Genomic DNA, 19,999 nt, shown 5'->3' with positions numbered 1-19,999 from the left:
GAGCTTCTTGCGCAGCTTGCAGATGAAGACGTCGATGATCTTCAGTTCCGGTTCGTCCATGCCGCCATAGAGGTGGTTGAGGAACATTTCCTTGGTGAGCGTGGTGCCCTTGCGCAACGAGAGCAGCTCGAGCATCTGGTATTCCTTACCCGTCAGGTGCACGCGCTGGCCGCCGACTTCGACGGTCTTGGCGTCGAGGTTGACGATCAGTTCGCCGGTCGCGATGACCGACTGGGCATGGCCCTTGGAACGGCGCACGATGGCGTGGATGCGGGCGACGAGTTCGTCCTTGTGGAACGGCTTCGTCATGTAGTCGTCGGCACCGAAGCCGAGGCCGCGCACCTTGTCTTCGATACCCGCCATGCCCGACAGAATCAGGATCGGCGTCTTGACCTTGGACAGGCGCAGCGTGCGCAAAACTTCATAACCCGACATGTCGGGCAGATTGAGATCGAGCAGGATGATGTCGTAATCATACAACTTGCCCAGATCGACACCTTCCTCGCCGAGGTCGGTGGTATACACATTAAAGCTTTCGGACTTCAGCATCAGTTCGATGCTCTGCGCTGTCGCGCTGTCGTCCTCAATGAGTAGAACCCGCATATCTGTCCCCTTTTCCGCCGCTCAAGGTACCTGGCCCCCTACGCGATACGGATCCAGTCGTTGCCTGATTTGGAGGCTGCCACGAAATGGTTAACAAATCCTGATTCACTTTGGCAAGGTGTATCGATCTGTTAATTATTTTAGGCAGACTCCTGATTTCTAATGTGAATCGAAAATTTGTCTCTTAATTTTTCTCGTTAAGAAACAACGCTAACCGACTCTTTAGACTCACCAATGCGGACCACCTTGTTTTTTGCGAACCGTATTTACCGAGCCTTAAATCATCGAACCTATGATTAACGATGCCCGTAAACGAAAGGTTACCAGCGGTAGGGATTCATTAATTCTCGCTAGGTTTTTTTTAACGCTCGGCGTGTTTTGTCGAGCTTCGGGTGGAAAGATCGGTTCCGACAGGCGGTGAGAGCCGCATTTTGGAACTGATTTGGAATGCCGGGTTAAGCGTTCGCCATCGTGTTCGGCGGCCGCCAGCCTTTATGCCGGGGTCTCGCTATCCACGGGAGTATTGCGTATGAAGTCGCGTGAGAGCCTAGTTCGCCTGAAGGAATTTCAGGTGAAAGACAAAAGACGGCAGCTGTCTCAGTTGCAGCTCATGATGTCCGAATTCGAACGGATGTCGAAGGAGCTGGAGAGCCAGATTGCCATCGAAGAGAAGAAGTCCGGGATTACCGATCCCAATCACTTCGCCTATCCCACCTTCGCCAAGGCGGCGCGGCAGCGATCCGACAACCTGCAGGTCTCGATTCGGGAACTGAAGGTGCAGCAGGATGCCGCGGAGCTGGCGCTGGAAGAGGCCGAGGCGGAATTCGCCAAGGCTTCGGCGCTGGAAGAGCGGGACAACGCGGTCCGGCTTCGCGCCTGATTTCGTTTGCCTTCTGAAGAACCCTCGCGAGCGGCCGCAAGACCGCTCACGAGGGCTCTTCGCGTTTTTTTGCGCAAGGTTTCAAAGGTTGACGACGTCGGCCCAGTCCCTGTGGCGCAGCGCCTGCGCCTTGAAGAACGGGCAGAGCGGCATGATCTTCCAGCCGCCCTTGCGCGCCTCCTCCACCGCATGGGCCGCCAGCGCTTGGCCGACGCCCTTGCCGCGCAGCGCATCCGGCACGCCGGTATGATCGACGATGATGAGCTGCGGCGAGGCGCGCGAATAGGTCACTTCGGCCTCATGGCCCTCGACGGTAGCGGAATAGCGCCCCTTCGAGCCATTGTCTTCATGCCGGATATCCATGGTCTGCTCCTCGCTGATGATGTGTCGGCGTCATCCTTTCCCGTTCGGCTTAATCCGGCAAGTCATGAGGATGTGAACAGTCCGTGCTGCATCGGAACGAAACGGATGTTATGCAAGGCGATCTTCAACGCGAAGCATTGCATGATCCTCGTCGTTCCCGCCCTTCTGGTTCTTTCCAGCCTTTGCCTCGCTTTCGGCCTTGTGCTGCCGCTCGTCCGGTTCGAAAAGCTCTATTTCTTCAATGAAACACCGTCGCTGATCGATATCGTGGTCTCGCTCTGGGAGCAGGGGAGCGGCGGGCTGGCCGTGCTCGTGGCGCTGTTTTCCATCGTTTTTCCCATCGTCAAGCTTTTCGGCATGGCGCTGGAGGCGACGGCTCCTGCGCAAGCGAGCGCCGGCAAGGCCAATTGGCTTGCCCGGCTGCTGCCGGTGCTCGGAAAATGGTCGATGATGGATGTGATGCTGGTGGCGCTGGTCATCGTCGCGGCCAAGACGAGCGGCATGGCCTCCGCCTTCACGCAGCCGGGCCTTTGGTTCTATGCGGCATCGGCGATCATGACCGGCGTTTTGCAGATGAAGCTCAAGCCGCATTGAGGCGCAATAAAACAGCGGCCGCGTCAAACGCGGCCGCTGCGGTCTCGATCCAGAATGGGTCTAGTGGCGATACTGCTGGATGCGCGTGGTGCGCAGGCCGGCAAGGCCGTGGTCGTTGATGGAGGACTGCCAGGACAGGAATTCTTCGACCGTCAGCGTATAGCGTTCGCAGGCTTCTTCGAGGCTCAAAAGCCCGCCACGCACGGCGGCGACGACTTCTGCCTTCCGACGAATCACCCAGCGCCGCGTGTTGGCTGGCGGCAAATCGGCGATCGTCAGAGGGCTGCCATCGGGGCCGATGACGTATTTAACGCGGGGTCGTATCAGTTCGGTCATTGGACTCTCTACATAAACTCAAGACCATATGCAGGAACTCTAGCCCGCCACATTTAAGATTTGCCTAAGCGCACACTAACAATTTTCTAATCTTTTGAGCGGCTTCGCACTTGGTGTTGGTCTCGCAAAGCATTGGTTTCCGCTACGTTGGGCAAAAGGCGCACTCCCGGCTGCTGCATGGGAGCCATGCAAATATTTCATTTCCATTTTATTCAAATGCTGCTAATACGCCCCTAAATTTAAGGGGGCGGCGTCGGGTCGATGCTACCGGAGCTCCCTGGAAGCATCCACATGAATTTCTTCCGCGCGCTGTTTCCATTGGGAATACGGCGTCCGTGGCGTTTTTTGACGCTGCCTGCCCAGGGATGCTCCAAGATTTTTCCGGACCGAGAATGCACACGAGCCCGGCGCGGCGCGCCGGCTGTTGGAAACGGAAAATGAGAGATCCAGACAACATGCTCCTGCAGCAGGGCTGGTCGCCCGAATTCTTGTCCACGGCGAATTTGGAGACCGTGCAGACCGAATATGAAGTGCTGCACCTCATGCGCCAATGCGCAAACCACTTCCGTTTCAGCCACTTCCTGGTCTCGCGCTTCCCGGCCAACGAGCAGCAGCGGTTTGCCGAGCGCCTGCTCGTCAGCAACTGGCCTGCCGATCTCGTGCGCAAATATGATGCGATGGCGCTGTTCCATATCAGCCGGCTCGCCATCGAGGCGGGCATGACCAAGCTGCCCATCCAGGGCGACAGCGCGCTCTTTGCCCCTGCCGATTGGGAAAACATCCAGGCCGGAAGCGCAATCGCACTGGCCGAGAGCCACGGCCTGACCTCAACCACCGCCTTCCTTCTGCATTCCACGACCGGCGATCCCTATCTGATGGTGTTTTCCGGCACGCGCGCGCCGCTTGTCCGCACCGAGCTGACAGAACTGCACTTCGCTGCGCTGCAACTGTTCGAATGCCTGGAAAAGACCTTCGTCTCAGTCACGGCCGGCCGGGAAAAACTCTCCAGCCGCGAGGTCGAATGCCTGCGCTGGGCGGCGGCCGGCAAGAGCAGCGACGAGATCGCCATCATTCTCGGCATCTCGGTCTATACGGTGAGCAGCTATTTCAAGAGCGCCACCCGCAAGCTGCAGGCGGTCAACCGCATGCAGGCGATCGCGATCGCGCTGCGCCTGCGCCTCATCTGATTTTCCCTCACGCTGTGATCTGTCCTTTCTGAGGACCGGAAGTACAATTCCCGCGTGGCCGGAAAGACGAGGTTTCCGGCCTTCTCTTGCTCTCGGTGCGGCAAGTTTCTATATGTCGCACGAAGGATGCTCCGACATTGCGGGGCGCTGCAACGGCCGGTTTCGGCCTCAAGTCAAGGTGCGCAGCGGCAAAGGCCGCACCACCGGAACGGACCTCGCGTGAACAGTCTCGATTTCGATCGCAAGCCGGAAGACACCCGTGTCGTCGTCGCCATGTCGGGCGGCGTCGACAGTTCCGTCGTGGCCGGCATCCTGAAACGCCAGGGCTATGACGTTCTCGGCATCACCCTGCAGCTCTACGATCACGGTGCCGCCGTGCACCGTGCCGGCTCCTGCTGTGCGGGCCAGGATATCGACGATGCGCGCCGCGTCTGCGAAACGCTCGGCATCCCGCACTATGTGCTCGACTATGAAAAGCGTTTCCGCGAAACGGTGATCAATCCCTTCGCCGAAAGCTACATCGCCGGCGAAACGCCGATCCCCTGTGTGGCCTGCAACCAGACCGTCAAGTTCGCCGACCTCTTGGCCACCGCCAAGGAGCTTGGCGCCGACGCGCTCGCCACCGGCCACTATATCCGCTCGCGCCCGAACCCACAGCCGGGCGCCCCCGAGCGCCGCGCGCTCTATCGCCCCGTCGATGCCGAGCGCGACCAGAGCTACTTCCTGTTCGCCACGACGCAGGAGCAGATCGACTATCTGCGCTTCCCGCTAGGCCATCTCTCCAAGGCCGAGACGCGCGCGCTCGCCGAGGAGATGGGCCTCGTCGTCGCCAAGAAGGCCGACAGCCAGGACATCTGTTTCGTGCCGCAGGGCAAATACACCGATATCGTCAACAAGCTGAAGCCGAATGCGGCCTTGGCCGGCGAGATCGTGCATATCGACGGCCGCGTGCTCGGCGGCCATGACGGCATCCTGCACTATACGATCGGCCAGCGTCGCGGCATCGGCATCGCGACCGGCGAGCCGCTCTATGTCGTCTATCTCGACGCCCGCTCGCGCCGCGTCATCGTTGGCCCCAAGGAAGCGCTGGAAACGCGCCGGCTCTATCTGCGCGACATCAACTGGCTCGGCGACGGCGATCTCGCGTCCGTGGCTGCCGGCGGCTTCGACTGCTACGCCAAGGTCCGCTCGACCCGCCCGCCGCGCCCCGCGCGCCTTGCGGCCAACGAGCGCGGCATCTATGTCGAGCTTTCGGAAGGCGAAGCCGGCGTCGCACCCGGCCAAGCCTGCGCGCTCTATTCCGGCGAAGGCGAGGACGCCCGCATCTATGGTGGCGGCTTCATCCAGCGCTCGGAACGGGAGGCGGCTGCCGAAGACGCGCTGAAACGCATCCTCGCCACCCCGGCCGCCGCCTGAAAAGCCGGGTCTCCCCAGGCCTTTGCGGACAAAGCGATTTTTCCTGCAAAGGTCGCTTGACACCCGCAGGAGCCGCCCCTTATAAGCCGCGCACCGGACGGAAAACGGACCACGGTCCAATCGTCCTTCGGTCGGCGGAGTAGCTCAGTAGGTTAGAGCAGAGGAATCATAATCCTTGTGTCGGGGGTTCGAATCCCTCCTCCGCTACCAAAAATCTCATGCAAAATAGCGCTCTCCCTGAATAATGTAAATCATCTTTATTTTTCAGGACGTTATTGCGGATGTCTCGTGTTGAGACTGTAGCCGGCCGCGAATTTTGCGACTTTTGACACGAGAAATGCGAATTTTGAAAAGTCGCAGCCGCTTGTCAAAATGCCCTTTAAAGCCTCATTGAGCCCCGCCTAAGCCTGCCCCGATTTTCGCTGCCCTATGTAATGGCATGACCTACCGCCCACTCTACTGTGGCGCGGCGGCAGTTTTCGGACAGATCGGCACTAGCTTTCGGACAGAAAATTTTAGGGGCGCTTGACCGGCACCTCTAGTGTCGCGCGGTGTGGCCTTTGGCATCAAGACATCGGCGTTGGGGAAGGCGATTAACTAACGTACGACAACGACGGCGTTCGTAAATGTGGAAGGCTCCCTGCCGCCGAAATCTGGAGCGGCCATGTACGCCATACCGTAATGATGTAGTTTCGCCTGAAAAATCTCGCGCATTCTCTCTTGCGTTCGAACGTTGCCGTTCACCGAAGCGGAACTCGTTTCTGCTCCAGCTCCAGGTTGCGCGTCCGCACCGAGAGCCAAAATCGGGCCTTCCAACAAAATTCCCGTCCTGAATTTTTCAAAAGTCGCTTGGCCCAAAGTGAACTCCTCACCCCATCGAGTGCTCATGATGAACCCGGACTTCTTGTCGAACTGAAGGTGATGGCCACTCGAATTGATATTTAGTCGCTCGAAATCGAGCTCTCTATCGCGGTTGGATACTGAGATTCGAATGCGCCCAGGAGCATCCCTAAAGACGATCCTACCACCGGTTGCCTCAACGTCCCAGTTGTCAACGTTGGCCATCCAAACGTTATCGTCTATCCACATCCGTACGATACCGTCTACATCGACCAACTTGGCGCTAATTAGTAGCGGTTCCCCTGGCTCCTTGGGGGGGCGAACCGCTATCACTGGATCGCCCTCAATCATGATGATGTTTTCGCAATCGACAAATAGCAGGGAACCTAGGTGGACCTTCATAGTGTGAGACGGGAAGTCAAACTCCTCCAGCGAAAACCCTTGCCGCCGGGCTTTTGGGTTGGCTTTCGCCTCCCAAATTGTTTCCGCCGAAAGGAAACCGCCGTGGAACTTCCCGTGGCATTGCTTGCACAAAAAGGCCATTCGAGAAGGATCATGCTTTTTCGCGTCAACGAATAACGGATCAATATGGTGATAGTCGCCGATTGCGAACCCGCATTTCACGCATCCGAAGCCCGCCTCCTGACGCAACTGCCTGCGCACGTCTGCGCCCACTTCTCTGTCGAGGCCATACTTGTTCTTGGGCATTGGTCCCTCTGGACGACAAACGGAAGGCAAGGCACTACAGGTGCAGACAATGAGCGTCGCACGTTAGTTTACGTGCGTTTGGCATGTTCCGGGGTAGTGACTTCCAATACCCCTCTTTGGCTCTTGAGGTACTCTCGGAACCTCACTCGCGGTTCTGCATCCATAGGTTCATAGAACGCAATATCGACCACATCGTCGCGGGGCACGAAGAGGACATTAGCCCCGCCCGTCATAAAGATCGCAGATATCGTGGTCCTAGCTTGTTCCTCAAAAATCCTAAAGCGTTCTGGTGAAGCATAATTGGCGCTGAAGATGACCCTGTAGACGAAATCCGGCGTCCGGGATTGAAACACCGGTCTGTCCGCGAGGCTACGTCGAACATTGCCATATGAGTGATCCTCGGTGCCCTCAATCCGATGCATCCTTGTGCTCAGGTCGGCAATCTGTTGAATAAGCACTTGCATTCCCGGTGTGGCGTCATCTGCTAGTTTTTGCACCCCACGAGCTCGCGTTACAGGGTTCTCCACCTTATAGTCGGGGTGTTGCACTGCTTCGACGGCCTCTTTAAGCCTAGCTTGCGCCTTTCTAATATCCGAGGGATGGATTCTCGAAAAATCGATCGCGCGGTATGGCGCGACATCGAACGGGATTTCGGTGCCTTTCAAAAACATGTGAATTATCGGGCGGCTCGTCATGTGCCGAATGCCCATCTCATAGAAGGCGTTCGGATTGCGTTCACTCATGTCGGCGATGACGAGATCGGCATCCAAGAGGTGGCCTATCATTTGGGCATCGATCATTCCGGGCTGAGTGATAGTGTCGGAGCGGATAACCTCAAATGCCTCGAAATGCTGCTCAAAGACCGGTTGAATAATCATTTCGAGTAGCCAGTCTGCGTGAATGCGGCTCTCCGAGTGCTCGCTGCCAATTGGTCCCACCACAAAGCACGTTTTTTTCTTTGCGGGCGTTAAAGCGGTTGTGTCGGGCATAATCTGGCCTTTAGCGTTGAGGCTGGCGATTTAAGTATATTTATCGTTTCTCTCACTGATTGAAAGGAGGACGAAGCCTCCGAGTCAAACAACCCGCGCCCAACGTCGCTGCTGGTTGCGGCGAAGGCGGGCGACAACCACGTCCTCCTGGTCAATCGTCAGTTCGGGGTAGATGGCAACTTCCGAAATTCGGCACGTGCCGGCATAGTTTGCATAGCCGGAGCCGATCCGGATTTTCTGGCGCGTCGGAAAATGGGGAAGCGCTGCGCCGGCTGACGTCGCCGTCTGGCCGGTTGTCCTGTTGACCAGTGTGTTGTTGCCCGCACCGGCCGGGATCCGGCAAACCATCAATGCAGGTGTGGTGTTGACGACACCCGTAATGTTTGCCGCGTTGGCGATATCTGTCGCCGTGTCAGTGCCGCGCGAAGCCGACAAGCTGAGAGCGTTTGCGGCGAACACACGCAGGAACAGACCAATCGCGGTGTTGGTGGTATCCTCGAACACCGGCAGGCCGCCATCGGCACCGACAAAAACGGGACGGTGGGCAACGTCAGCGAGAGTGTCGAGCGTCCAGCCGACGCAGAAGATTGTCAGGCCGGCACGAGAGCCATCCGGCTTTACCGGCCCGACGATCTCGGTTTCGAGGAAATTGGACAGCCCTTTCAGTTCCAGGGCGCTACCGCTGTCGACCGCCGTGGGCAGGCCGTAGACGATAGCATCCGGCATGCCGGGTACGCGGTTGCGAACCGCACTCTCAAGACTGTCGGAGAGGAACCACCAGCCGAGTGCGCCGGGCAGAGGCAGGGACATTTTGCGGGACTTGGTGCGGATGTTGAGGTTGGGTACGGAAATGCGCGGCATTCACTCGCTCCTGTTCGTTAAATTGTCTTGTGGGCGCTGACAGCGCGGAAACGGAACGTCCCGCTGATCGGGACATCAGGATAGGAAGGGTCGTGCGGTGCACCGGCGATGACCACCGCAATTTTCGCTGCTGTCGGCACTTCGATAAGCGGCTCGCTGACTGGAACGGGTGCGATGCCTGAAAATTCCTCGCCTGACAGGTCAAGGTTCGGGGTGCCTGCGCGAGCAAGGCTCGGCTCGCCGGCCGCACAGGTGACTGTGCCGCTCGACGTCGTGGTGGTGGTGTAGATGGCAAAACCGCGAACGCCGATTGCTCCATCGAGCATCCAGATTTCGCCGATGCCCTCGTACTTGTCGCCAACAGCGAGATTGGTTAGCGGGGCCGAAATCTCGACGGATACCGGCACCGGATCGACCGGGTTGGTGCCGGGGTTGAAGGCAGTCGGGGCACCACTGACGACACACTCCTGCCATTCCACGCCGTCGATGATCCGCTTTTCAAAGTGCGCGGTCAGCCCGGCGCCGGCAACGGCCGACCAGCCCGTTGCGAGGTCGCCATCACAGCCTGCGCCGAGTGTGCCCCCAGAACCCAGCATCATGGGATTGGCATTGAGAGCACCGCGCGGATTGCCGGCCGCGTAGAGGTCACCGTTGGAGGCGACAAGGCGCGGGCGCGGCGGGAACCAGCTCATGACATACGGCGCCGCCCGAAAGCCGATCTTGCGAGCCCAACGCGGCCCTCCGTGCAAGCCGTCGTGCAGATCGGTGTCCAGCGCCTTGCCGGTCGTCAAGGCCGGGTCTGCCAGCACCGGCCAGACGTCGATCGCCTCAACGCCAGCCAAAGCCGCATCATCAAGGAACCAACGCCGCATGGCGAACTGGTGTGCGAGATTGTCGCCCGCCAATCCGGCGCTGTAGGGCCTGCCAAGGCCGTCCCCACGCGGGACAGTGGCAATCCAGGCTATTTCCTTGCCGGAGCTAAGAAGCTGATTGCGGTAGCTCTTCAGTGCGGCCTGCGTGCGTGTGGCAGGCCAGACCGGGGACACTGGAGCCGTCGCCGATCCCGGCGTACGGTCATTCGTCTGGATGATGTTGATGACCCTTGCGGCAGGCGCCGAGAGAATGCCGGAAATCCTCGCCAGCATGTCTTCGCTGGTGTCGCCTGCCTTGGCGAAGTTGTAGCCGGGCTGGAAATCGAAACGGGCGCCCGTCGCGAGCTGGAGCCAGAACATCCATCCGCGCGCCGCAGTCCGGCCGGGCGACGAAACCTGCGCGCCCATGCTATCGCCATCGACCAGGAGCCGTGGCAGGAGGCGGACATTGTTGCTCGGCGTGGTGGCAGGCGTCTCAAAATCCGCAGGGATGATGTTGTCGTCCTCATCAACCAGGTCGATGCTCGGATTGGCATCATCCAGGAAGACGAAGCCCGCGAACTCGGCGCGCCGCTCCATGAACTGCGCAAGCAGATTATCGTCGTCGTCGGTCAAATCGTGGCTGGTGAGGCTTGAGCCTTGGCGGAAAACCGGATTGGCCGGATGAAGCACGAATTTGACGACGCCGCCGGTTTCGCCTTTGAAGAAAATGCGGTCGCCCGGACCAGCCTGGACGTTGTCATCGCCGTTACTGCCCTTCAGGCTTGGCCCGACGACAAACAAGGGGGCATCTGTCACCACCGCCCAGCGTTCGCGCGCGGTTCCAAGCGTGACTGTTGAGACGGTCACGCTGCCCGTGAGCGGCACCAGGTCGCCGGTCGCCGTATCCAGATTGATCGCCGCAGCCGTCGCGATCGCGTTCGCCGCGCCGCGCAAAGCGTCAAGCGCCGAAGGCTTTGAGGTGTTCTGGCGCTCGACCTCCTTAATGACAATATTGTCCGTGCCAATGACCGGGATCGTCGGGTTCTGCACGCCGAAGGTAATGGATGCATTGGACGTGCCCGAACGAACGAAGAAGCGCTGCGTGTGCAATTCTGCGCCGGTATCGAAAGCCGCAAGGCGTGCCCAGGCGCCCGCTCCTGTGCGCCAGGCACCATTCTGCCTCTGATCGGCCTGATCCTTGACCACCACATCACTGGCTGCCGTCAATTGACCGTCTATCACCTGCTCGCCTGAGAGCACGACGTTGCCCGTCGTTGCGAGCTGCATCGAGTAGACCGGCCGGCTGTTGACGGCAGCGGCATCCACGCGGACGGACAGGTCGTCGAGGGCGTCGGCGATCGCGCCAGTCCCGGCCATCTGTATCGCAAGGGACGCGACGGGTATGGCGCCGGTCGAGCCGTCACGGTTTGCAAGCAGCTCGTCTGCGAGCTGGATCGGATCGAAGTTGGTTGTTCTTACGCCTGCGTCGGCCATGTTCTACCTCAACGAATAATGACGATGAATGGACCTGCCAGCGGACCCGCAACGCCATCGTCGTTGAGCGGCTCAAGCCAGTAGTAGTGTGTGCCAGCGGCGAGGCTGGTTGCGGTTTCCTCGAAGACGGCGAGATTGTCAGCGGAGCCCGCGAAGGTGGCGCTTGCGGCAAGGTTGATCGCATTGTTGCCGGTGACGGCCTGGATGCGATCGGAATGGTCGCCGTTGGCGCCGAGCGTTGCCCCGGGACGCGGCGAACCACCGATCAACTGGAGCTGGAGGGTGCCGGCCGTGACGGCCGACAAGCCGACCGCGATGCGGTAGAACTTGCCCGGCTTCAACGGGATTGCCTCACTGAGCCCGCCCGCAGTCGGGCCGACGTGCTTGGCCGCGCCGGCAACGATCGACCAGCCAGGGCCCAGCGTTACGCCAGTCGCGTTGTCAAAGGTGCTGTTAGGCGCGAGGTTCGTCCGCGTAGTGTCGCCATGCGAAATGGAGAAGGGTCGCGACGGCGAAGCCACGACCGGCTCGCCCACGGCGTCGGTGCTGGTGTTCACCGAGCCCGTCGTCGAATGATACAGCTGCAAATGCGTGAGGGCGGCGTCGTCCGTCGTGGTGCCGGCGATGAGGGCGCCGCCGAGCAGCGCGCTCACGGAAATCGTGCTGGTGTCCAGCGCGCCGGGGACGTCGAGGTCAGCGCCGCCCACCACCACCTCGACCACCGGGCCATAAGGCCCCTCCACGCCGGTCAGCGACAGGCCTTTGACGCGCAGCTGGACGTGTTGGCCGGCGCTGTAGACGCTGAGGATTTCGCAACCGCCCGCGACCGATGGGAAATTGATCGGCACCCATCCCGGCGCACCAAGCAAACGGTGCTCCAGGACATAGCGCGCCGTGTAGATCGGCCCGGTGCCAGGTGCGACGAGAATGGAGAGGCCGGAGGCGTCGCCAGTGCCTACAAACCCGGTATCGATACCGACGAAACGCGGCGCGGCCGGCTGCTGGAAATTCTCGCCGATCTCGATGCCGACGCGGCTGTCCCAGGGCTCGATTTCACGAGCGTCGGTCAGCTCGTCGATGATGGGCGCTGCCGGCACGGCGCGATAGTAGCCGGAAAAGGCCACGCCGCTTTCGACGGACGTGATCAGGATCTGCGAGGTCTCCTTGCCGGCCTCACCGAAGTAGACCGCCTCTCCGACCTTCGGCATGGCTCCCGCGCCGCTGACACGCAGGACCCGCCCGTCGCCAGCGTCGGTCGCGACTGTACGCATGACGGTCATGCCGGCGTCATCGTCTTCGTCGGCGAAGGCGCGGAACAGAATGCCGTAGCTCTTGCCCGCGACCATGGTAACCGCGTCGTCCAGCTCGATGAGCCGACCCTCGATCGACAGCACGCGCGCCGATCGCTGGCCCTCGTCAAAGGTGTCGAGAGACATCATCACATGATCGCCGCGCGTCGCGACGCGGGAGGCGCCCGACTGGAGATAGGTAATGACGTCCTGCCGATAGATGGCTTCGTACATGCGGCGCGTCGCCTCGACGAAGATCTCGACGGGATCGGTCTTGCCGGGCAGCGCGAGCTGCTCGGTAATCGTCATCTCGCCTTCGTAGCCTGGCCAGCGTATCCAGCGCTCGGACGGCTCGTAATTGTTGGTCGCGTCGTTGAAGGTGACCCGGAAGGCATGCGGCGGGCGCAGATAGACGCGCTTGACGCTGATCTGGCCGGCATTGCGCGGGCTCACCTCGTCGATCGGTATGTTGGACGGCCGGTCGATGATGACGGTGCGACGGAGGCCGTCGTGCCGCTGGGCGGCACGGCCGGCGCGGGCGATCTCGACCAGGCGCTCCAGGTGGTTGGCGCTGTCGTCCTGGACGCGGTCGTATTTCAGGCCCTTCAGGCGGCAGAAATCGTGCCAATCCTCAAGGGTCTCGATGTCGATGCCACTATCCGGCGCCGGCCGAACGACGGCTAAACTTTGCATCTTGTAGCGGAAACAAGCGGACGGGTTGCTGCTCTCACGCCAGACCCAATTGCCGGTCGCTGTGTCGAAATCCTTGCAGCGCCGCGATACGATCAGATTGAAATTGTCGAGCGTGCCATTGAGCTGGTGCGTCGCCTTCATATGCAGGGCGACAAGAGCGAGCGGCTTCTTCGAGTTGATCGGATATTCGGGGCGGATCGTCTGGAGCGCTTCCCAGGTGCAGCGCGACTGTGTCTGGGCGTCGAGATGCTCGTCTGTCATCCGCGTCAGCTCGATATCCCAGATGCCGCGCGACGGAAATTGCCAGCTGTGCTGGCGTGAGAAGCCTTCACCGAGCTTCTTCGCCCGGATGTTCAGGGTTTCGACTTCCTGCCACTCGACCGTTCCCGTCAGCTTTTGACGGATGCGGATGACACAATCGACGGCACGATACCGGCCCTTCTTGTCGACGCGCCCCAGGCCGCCCTGCCAGGTCAGGATAAAGGAGGCGCCGGTCGCGTTCGATCCTGTGGACCGCACCACGGGCGTCTCTATTGTCGGGTCGTTCTTTTGCGGCTCTCCCTTCTCGTCGCGCGGGAAAGGACGCGTCAGCTCGGCCCCGACCGGCTCCTGGTACGTTGTGAAGGCCACGAGGCTAAGCGGATCGTCGTCGGGCAAGCCTTCGCGGACTTCCAGAATGTAGGTGTCGGGGTCGAACTCTGACAGCGATGTATCGCCAATCTTGAAGTCGCTCATCGCCACGCCGCCGGCGGGATCATTGCTGCCATAGCCGACAAGAAAGGCACCTGTGATCCACATGTCGTCGCCGCGCATCGTAGCGAAGGGCGGGACGGCGAAGGGCGGCGCATAACGATGCTTGCCGATCGGGTCGGGGATGACGCCGTTGGGCTCCAGGCGGTTCTTCCAGCCGCTGATCGTATAGTTCGTCTTGCGCTCGCCGCCGTCAGGGCTGGCGATCGGTACCAGCGCATTGAGCGCCAGCATGCCGATGGCGTTGAGCCCCATGGAGAGGCCCGCCTTGAGCAGCGCCGTGCCGGTGGTGCCCAGGTTCCAACTGGCGGCGAGCGACGCACCCCAATATTGCCCGAGCGCGATCGCGGCGATCGAAATGACGATCTGCAGGATGGACCGCAGACTGTCCTTGCCCGGCATAGGCCGGATAACCACGGTCACATGCGCCTTCGGCTTGATCTTATGCCAGCGATGATGTTCCACCTCGACGGTTCGGCGCCGGCTGGTCATCGTCACGCGGACAAACTGCATAGCCTCGACCGGCAAGCCCGGCAGCGTCTTCTCGACCATCTCGGCGATCGTGGTACCGACCGGCACAACGATGCGGATGCGGCCAAGACCGGGATCGGCGATCGGTGCGGCGATAACGGGGATGGTGGCCAAGGTCATCGCGCGAACCTCGCGGCCATCTCAGCGTGGCGGAATGTGCCGACCAGGCGGTCCTGCCATTTCGGGACCGCATAGCGCTCGATCTTGGTGCAGTCGACGTGAGCGTGCAGCATCAGGCCCGGCGACAGGACGATGCCGAGGTGCCGGCGATAGTGGCCAAGGCGGAAAATGGCGATGTCGAATTCGCGCGGCCGCCCGTCGACTGCCAGCCAGGTCTCGCTTCCGGTTGCCCCGGCAATCACCGCGTCGACCTCGGCCAGCTCCTCGGTGCTGGCATAGCCGGTATAGGCCGGCACGGTGATGCCCAGCTCGGCCGGATAGGCGACAAAGGGTAGGCCCCAGCAATCGACGCCGGCAAGGCTGCGGCCGAGGTCGAGATAGGGCGTGCCGATGTAGCGGGTGCTCCAGTGCGTGCTCATCGGTGCATCCCCGGAAAGCGTTCCTTCGTCATCACCCCTTCCGGGTCCATCTCAAATTCGGTGGGTTCGCGCGAAAACTCGATCGTGACCTCACCGGCCGTGATGTCGTGGTCGATGACGAGCAGGTCCGACATCTGCATTTCGATAAGGTCGGGAGACGCCGCCCGCACCATCGCGAAATGCAGGGTGGCCTGGTCGATGACGCTGCGCAGAAGCTTGGCGATCTGCGGCGTCGAGTTGACGACGATGATGTTGCCCGATGCCGGCGCGTCTTCCTGGTCGGAGGGCAGGTTCGTCTCCATCGGCAGGTACACGAACGGGTCGACCGTCGGGTTTGCCGTCCGCCAGGTCGAATAGGTCGCCCACATCGGCGGGTCGAAAGAGAGGTCATGCGTCGGGTGCGATGACAGTCGGATCGTCTTGTCCATGTCCGGATGCTCGATGATGAAGAGCACCGCGAACTCCTCGTCGGAGAACTCGCCGCGATGTGCCTGGCGTGCCGGAAACGAATAGCGCCTCATCGCAGCACCACGATCGTAAAAGCGAGATTGAAGCGGTTTCCGACAATCGTTTCGCTGGGCATGGGCTTGCCGAAGAAACAGCGCTTGACGCGGGCCAACAGCACCGGCCGGCCATCGCTATGCAACATCGGTTGCCCGTTGGACATCAGCGCCGGCCAGCCGTCCGTCGTCGGGTCGATCATCAAAAACGGCAGGCTGCCGAAACGCGTATGGTGCTCCAGGAACTTATCGAACACGGCCTTCTGGTCGCGGCTTAGCGTCATCACCTGCCGGACATGGCGCGGCACGACCGAGTAATTGAGGCGCGGCAAGGCCGGGCCGGCCTCGGCCGCGCGATCGGTGCGCGGATCCTGAAGCGACGGGTTCCAGCCTTCACGGTTGGGACGTGGGAGTTCGGGCGGCCATACCAACATCAGCGCCGCGCTCCAAAGGACGGCATGCCCATGGCACGCAGCGTCCGACCGCTACTGCTGCCCGGCCGTGCCAATTCGGCCGACACGGCATCGTCCAGAATGGCCCGGTACTGGCGGCGGCCGTGACTGTCGGTCTCCTCCTGAACTTCGCCTTTGACCGGCGTCGAGCCCCGGTTCTCTATGACGAATTTCATGCCGGCGCCACCGCTGCCCATGGATTGCTGCGGTCTCTGATAGGCCTGCCGAACGTTGAGCGTAACCGGAATGGAGCGGCCATCGGGCAGTGGTACAGCCGCCTCGGGTCCGGCTTCGCCGAAGATGGAGGCCCGATCCGCAATACCGCCTTTTGCATAGAGACCGATGCCGCCACCGGCTGCGATGCGATACTGCGGCGAAAAGAGCATGCCGAAGAGAGAACCGAGAAACCCGCCGCCACCGCCCGGAGTGCTACCGCCGCCAGGGGCAGCCGGAAAGAAGTTCGTAAGATCTTTGCCGAACTCACCCATTCCGGTGCCCATCACGCCTAGCCCTTCAGAGGCGAGCGATGAGGTTTTGGCGACCTTGTCCAGAGCGGCCACGGCCGCATTGCCCTTGCTCTCGATGCCGGGCCAGAGGGCGCGCTGTGCGGACGTAAGACCGCCCTCCCAGGAGCCGCCCGCCATGCCGGCGCCGCCGAGGTCGAAATGCATATTGTCAACGGCGCCGTACTTGCCCTTGCCGCCGCCGAAGTATCCGCCCCAGCGAAACTTGTCCGCAAGTTCCGGGTAGTCGCGCATCTGCACGGCGCGCGCTGTCTGGGCAAAGCGCTCGTAGGTGCCGAAGGTGGCCGCGTCCTGGTAATTGCCGAGCAGCTTGCCGGACGCGAGGTCGGTCAACTGGACGTCGGTAGCAAGGCCTTTGCCATGGAAACGCGGATCGCCCGGCCGGAAGCCGGACATGGCGTCCACCTTGTAGCCTGGGAAGGACTGCGAGGCCTTCTGCAGGATGTCCGTCAACCGCGGATCGACACCCGATTTGTAGTTGCCGACGAAGCCGAGCGGATTTCCGGCGCCGCCCGTAAGCGGGATCGCGTTGGAATTGTCGTTGGCAGCAGCGGCCTTCAGGTCGGTCAGGCCGGGAAGACCGGCCACGCCGCCGTTGACCGAAACCGTCGCAGCCGTGACGGACATGGTCCCGGTCGACATCCCGCCGCCGAACAGCTTGGAGAACATACCGCCGATGCCGCCGATATCGTCAAGCGTTTCGTGGTTGGTGCCGAGGGACATGTTCTTGATCGGGTTGGCCACGCCGAGTTGGAGAAGGTTTTTCTTCCAGTCTTTCGCAATGTCCTCCAGGCCGCCGCTCCAGTCGCCTTCGGAAAACTTGTCGACGACAGTGTCGATCGAGTTTTCCGCCGTGCCGCGCACCTTGTCCCAGGCGGCTTCCTGCTTGCGCAGCTGCTCGTTTTGCCGCCCGATCAACTCCTCCTTCTGGCGGTATTGTTCCGCCTCGCGGCTCCCCAGCGAAAGACCCATCTCGCGGCGCTGGCGCTCCGTTTCGAGATGCCGGATGGCGCGGGCGCGAACGTCTTCAGACTGCCCGGTTAGCGCCAGGCGCACGCGAAGCGCGGCAATCTCCTGATCCTGTTCATCGAGAGCCCTGCGGGCGACCATCTGTTCTGCAAGACGGCCATACTCCGCCGACAACGCTTGCACGCGCGCCAACTCGCCCGCGCTGACATTGGTGTTGTTGCGTGCCGCCTCGGCCTGGAGTTCGGATGTCAGCCGGAAAGCCATGCGCAGGCGTTCCTGCTCGCCGACCGTCTGGCCGATCAGGGACAGTTCCAGTTTTTGGCTCTCGATGCTGTTGTCGAGCTGGCGATTGCGCTGCTCGGCGGCGTCGGAAAGAGACTTCTCCGCCTGGGCGCGAGCAAGAGTTGCGGCGGCATTCTCGCGGGCGTACCTGACCTCATCACTAACGCGCGGGTCAAATGGCTCGGCAGCGACACGCGTACGGGCTGCCTCAGCCAACTCCGTTGGGGACCGGGCACCGATACCGGCCAGTTCTGCGGCGCTCATTTTGCGAACGGCTGCCAGAGCGTCGGCGTTCTCAATCCGCCATCCCGCCATCGAAGTGACAGCGGCGGTGCGCGTCGTATCCAAAGTCGTACGGGCAACTTCCCCATTCAGCTCTTTGATCGCCGACAGCGTTTTCATCGCTTCGCCGGTTGTTTCGTGAAGCCGCTCGGCGATTTTCTGAATTCTGTCGTCGGCCTCATTCGCGTTGGCGATGCGGTCGATTTCATCGTTGAGAGCTTGGATATCGCCCTTCCCTTGGCGAGCCTCTGCGATGAATTTGTTCACTGCCGGCAGGTACGGACCATACAGATTTGTCATGGCGGCGCCGGAGCCGCGCGGAGCTGCGTTCAAAAGCTGAGTGCCTGCCGCCTTTGTCTGCGCAGCAAGCGCTTCTTCGAGGTTACGGCGATCCGTTCTAGCCGCGAAACTAATCGCATTCTGGGCGCGTTGGCCGTACCTCTCTGCACCCGATCCGCTCTGATCGAACAATGCCTTGATACGTTGAAGAGCCTCTTCGTGCTTTTCAAGCGCTGCTTCCGCCCTGGCAGCGGCAGAGTTGACGTTGCGGTCGTACAAGATCGCGGCCGTGCCGGCAGCAGCAAGCGCAAGCGGCATGGCACCGATCGCCGTCACGGCGCCGGTCGCCAAATTACCGACATCTGCTAGCAAGGCTTTGATGCCGCCACCTTCGCCCGCATAAAGTTGGGCTACCTGGGGCAGCTGCTGTGCTGCGATCAAGCCCAGAGGCATGCCGGAAAGCCCGCCCTGGCCGATGTCGAATAGCTGGTAGCCGAGGTTCTGACGTCTGAACCCGCCCTCACGGTCATACCCTTCGCCAAGGCGCGAGCGGCCCTTGATGGCGTCGATCGTCCCCATCGTCGCCTGCCGCTGCCTCTGCAGTGCCGCTGTCATTTCGTCAGCGGAGATCGCGCCAACCGCGTGCGCCTGGCGTATTTCAGCCTGGGCGGCCTTGTAGTGTGTGATGACGGCATAGAGCGGGTTGTACTTTGCCCTCAGCCCGTCCAGGGCAGTCCCATAGGCGGCGATGTCACGCCCTCGGTCGGGCGTGATCGTATTGCGGTCAACGATGGCTTGCGCAGCTGTCTTGCGGGCGGTTGCGAGCCGTTCAAGCGAGTTGATCTCGGCATTGTACGCAACCGTTGCCCTCTGGCGCACGTCGATCGCCTCAGAAGCACTGACCGCGCCGAGGCGCTCGGCGTCGGCAATATCGGCGAGGGCTTTTCGATAACGCTCGCCCGCAGCGAAAAGGGGATCGAAGCGCGACCGCAATTGGTCGGTTCGTTCAGCAAGAGCCGCCGCCGCTGCGGCCTCCTCGGCCATCGCGGCCGATCGGCCCTTGATCGCGTCAATAGAGACTAGGGCCGCTTGCCGATGTCGCTGGAGCGCCGCGACCATTTCATCGGTCGAGAGAACGCCCTGGGCATGAAGCGTGCGGATCTCAGTCTGCGCTGCCTTGTACTGGCTGATGGTGGCGAAGAGCGGATTGTACTTGGCGCGCAGCTCGTCGAGAGACTTGCCCTGCATCGCCAGCGCGCCAGTCCATTCGCGGGCGTTCTGGTTGGCGGCGCCGCTATTCAGCCCGACCGAGGCGTTGACGAGCGCCTGGACTTTCGTCGTGTTCCGTTCGGCCGCTGCACCAATGGTGTCAACGGCCGATACGCTGGAGGCGGCACCCTGCTTTGCCTGCGAGGCGTCGATCTCGACGCGCGCCGATATCTTCAGAGGTGAAACCATCACTCAACCTCGTTGAGGACAGGAAGCGCCGCATGTTCCATCGCCCGGACATCACGGAACACATGAGGTTTTGCGTCGAGATCCTGGAACACGGTCTCGCAGGATTTGTAGTCGAGCCCGAGGAACACGATCTGGGTCATGATGCCGCCAGCGCCGCCCATGGTCACGGCCTCGGTGCGCCATTGCGTGGAGCACTCCATAAAGGCTTCGAGCGATGGCCAGTTGGCTGCCATGACGGCGATAGTCCCCTCATTCTGCGGATCGATCTCGACGGACACGCCGAGTTCCAGAAACTGCTGCTGGACGTCCGCGTCGATCGCGGCCGG

Annotated in this window: 17 protein-coding genes and 1 tRNA gene; 5 read left to right on the top strand and 13 right to left on the bottom strand. The window is 61.3% G+C overall.

Translation table 11 applies throughout. The features are described 5' to 3' along the window. Positions 1-603: response regulator transcription factor CtrA (ctrA, locus tag ACOZKU_RS12425; protein ID WP_162691249.1), on the bottom strand; the 603-nt coding region annotated here is incomplete at its 3' end. Positions 604-1,132: 529 nt separating this feature from the next. Between ctrA and ACOZKU_RS12420 the strand changes: the two genes are divergently transcribed. Then, complete coding sequence (locus tag ACOZKU_RS12420) at positions 1,133-1,483, top strand: flagellar export protein FliJ (RefSeq protein ID WP_117370476.1); 351 nt, start codon at positions 1,133-1,135, stop codon at positions 1,481-1,483. A gap of 81 nt (positions 1,484-1,564) precedes the next feature. On the opposite strand, the gene ACOZKU_RS12415 is transcribed toward ACOZKU_RS12420, so the two are convergent. After that, on the bottom strand, positions 1,565-1,846 hold the full coding sequence (locus ACOZKU_RS12415) for a GNAT family N-acetyltransferase (RefSeq protein ID WP_421579143.1): 282 nt from the start codon (positions 1,844-1,846) through the stop codon (positions 1,565-1,567). A 105-nt stretch (positions 1,847-1,951) separates the two neighbouring features. On the opposite strand from ACOZKU_RS12415, the gene ACOZKU_RS12410 reads away from it, so the two are divergent. After that, entirely contained in the window at positions 1,952-2,440 is a 489-nt protein-coding gene (locus ACOZKU_RS12410; protein WP_421579142.1) for a paraquat-inducible protein A, read from the top strand. A 60-nt stretch (positions 2,441-2,500) separates the two neighbouring features. Here ACOZKU_RS12410 and ACOZKU_RS12405 read toward each other — a convergent pair whose 3' ends face one another. Further along, positions 2,501-2,776: a DUF1153 domain-containing protein gene (locus ACOZKU_RS12405; protein ID WP_007769470.1), complete on the bottom strand. Its 276-nt coding sequence runs from the start codon at positions 2,774-2,776 to the stop codon at positions 2,501-2,503. A 437-nt stretch (positions 2,777-3,213) separates the two neighbouring features. Between ACOZKU_RS12405 and ACOZKU_RS12400 the strand changes: the two genes are divergently transcribed. The 3 genes from ACOZKU_RS12400 to ACOZKU_RS12390 all read left to right on the top strand — a co-directional run bounded on the left by ACOZKU_RS12400 (position 3,214) and on the right by ACOZKU_RS12390 (position 5,589). After that, positions 3,214-3,963: a LuxR C-terminal-related transcriptional regulator gene (locus ACOZKU_RS12400; RefSeq protein WP_421579141.1), complete on the top strand. Its 750-nt coding sequence runs from the start codon at positions 3,214-3,216 to the stop codon at positions 3,961-3,963. Positions 3,964-4,182: 219 nt separating this feature from the next. Further along, complete coding sequence (gene mnmA, locus ACOZKU_RS12395) at positions 4,183-5,379, top strand: tRNA 2-thiouridine(34) synthase MnmA (protein WP_421579140.1); 1,197 nt, start codon at positions 4,183-4,185, stop codon at positions 5,377-5,379. Positions 5,380-5,512: 133 nt separating this feature from the next. Beyond that, positions 5,513-5,589 (top strand) — tRNA-Met (locus tag ACOZKU_RS12390). A gap of 387 nt (positions 5,590-5,976) precedes the next feature. On the opposite strand, the gene ACOZKU_RS12385 is transcribed toward ACOZKU_RS12390, so the two are convergent. The 10 genes from ACOZKU_RS12385 to ACOZKU_RS12340 form a co-directional block, all read right to left on the bottom strand. Continuing rightward, positions 5,977-6,927 (bottom strand): HNH endonuclease signature motif containing protein, encoded by a 951-nt coding sequence (locus ACOZKU_RS12385; protein WP_421579139.1) that lies wholly within the window; start codon positions 6,925-6,927, stop codon positions 5,977-5,979. Between the two features lie 68 nt (positions 6,928-6,995). After that, positions 6,996-7,916, bottom strand: a complete 921-nt coding sequence (locus ACOZKU_RS12380; RefSeq protein ID WP_421579138.1) for a hypothetical protein — start codon at positions 7,914-7,916, stop codon at positions 6,996-6,998. An 84-nt stretch (positions 7,917-8,000) separates the two neighbouring features. Next, positions 8,001-8,777, bottom strand: coding sequence for a hypothetical protein (locus ACOZKU_RS12375; protein ID WP_421579137.1), 777 nt, complete (start codon positions 8,775-8,777; stop codon positions 8,001-8,003). 17 nt (positions 8,778-8,794) lie between these two features. Beyond that, positions 8,795-11,125 carry an SGNH/GDSL hydrolase family protein gene (locus ACOZKU_RS12370; RefSeq protein WP_421579136.1) on the bottom strand — a complete coding sequence of 777 codons (2,331 nt, stop codon included), beginning with the start codon at positions 11,123-11,125 and terminating at the stop codon, positions 8,795-8,797. An 8-nt stretch (positions 11,126-11,133) separates the two neighbouring features. Continuing rightward, positions 11,134-14,508: a TipJ family phage tail tip protein gene (gpJ, locus tag ACOZKU_RS12365; protein ID WP_421579135.1), complete on the bottom strand. Its 3,375-nt coding sequence runs from the start codon at positions 14,506-14,508 to the stop codon at positions 11,134-11,136. Further along, positions 14,505-14,927, bottom strand: a complete 423-nt coding sequence (locus tag ACOZKU_RS12360; RefSeq protein WP_421579134.1) for an NlpC/P60 family protein — start codon at positions 14,925-14,927, stop codon at positions 14,505-14,507. The genes gpJ and ACOZKU_RS12360 overlap by 4 nt, the downstream gene beginning before the upstream one ends. After that, complete coding sequence (locus tag ACOZKU_RS12355; RefSeq protein WP_421579133.1) at positions 14,924-15,448, bottom strand: hypothetical protein; 525 nt, start codon at positions 15,446-15,448, stop codon at positions 14,924-14,926. The genes ACOZKU_RS12360 and ACOZKU_RS12355 overlap by 4 nt, the downstream gene beginning before the upstream one ends. Continuing rightward, the gene (locus tag ACOZKU_RS12350) at positions 15,445-15,861 is read right to left on the bottom strand and encodes a hypothetical protein (RefSeq protein WP_421579132.1); all 417 of its coding nucleotides are present in this window, start codon (positions 15,859-15,861) and stop codon (positions 15,445-15,447) included. Before ACOZKU_RS12350 ends, ACOZKU_RS12355 begins: the two co-directional genes overlap by 4 nt. After that, complete coding sequence (locus ACOZKU_RS12345) at positions 15,861-19,673, bottom strand: hypothetical protein (RefSeq protein ID WP_421579131.1); 3,813 nt, start codon at positions 19,671-19,673, stop codon at positions 15,861-15,863. The genes ACOZKU_RS12350 and ACOZKU_RS12345 overlap by 1 nt, the downstream gene beginning before the upstream one ends. Continuing rightward, positions 19,673-19,951, bottom strand: coding sequence for a DUF1799 domain-containing protein (locus tag ACOZKU_RS12340; protein ID WP_421579130.1), 279 nt, complete (start codon positions 19,949-19,951; stop codon positions 19,673-19,675). The genes ACOZKU_RS12345 and ACOZKU_RS12340 overlap by 1 nt, the downstream gene beginning before the upstream one ends. Between the last annotated feature and the right edge of the window lie 48 nt (positions 19,952-19,999).

This window comes from Shinella sp. M31 (genome assembly GCF_049199205.1).
Classification (GTDB): Bacteria; Pseudomonadota; Alphaproteobacteria; order Rhizobiales; family Rhizobiaceae; genus Shinella.
The sequence above is the reverse complement of the archived record's forward strand: the minus strand, read 5'-3'. Positions and strand labels throughout refer to the sequence as shown.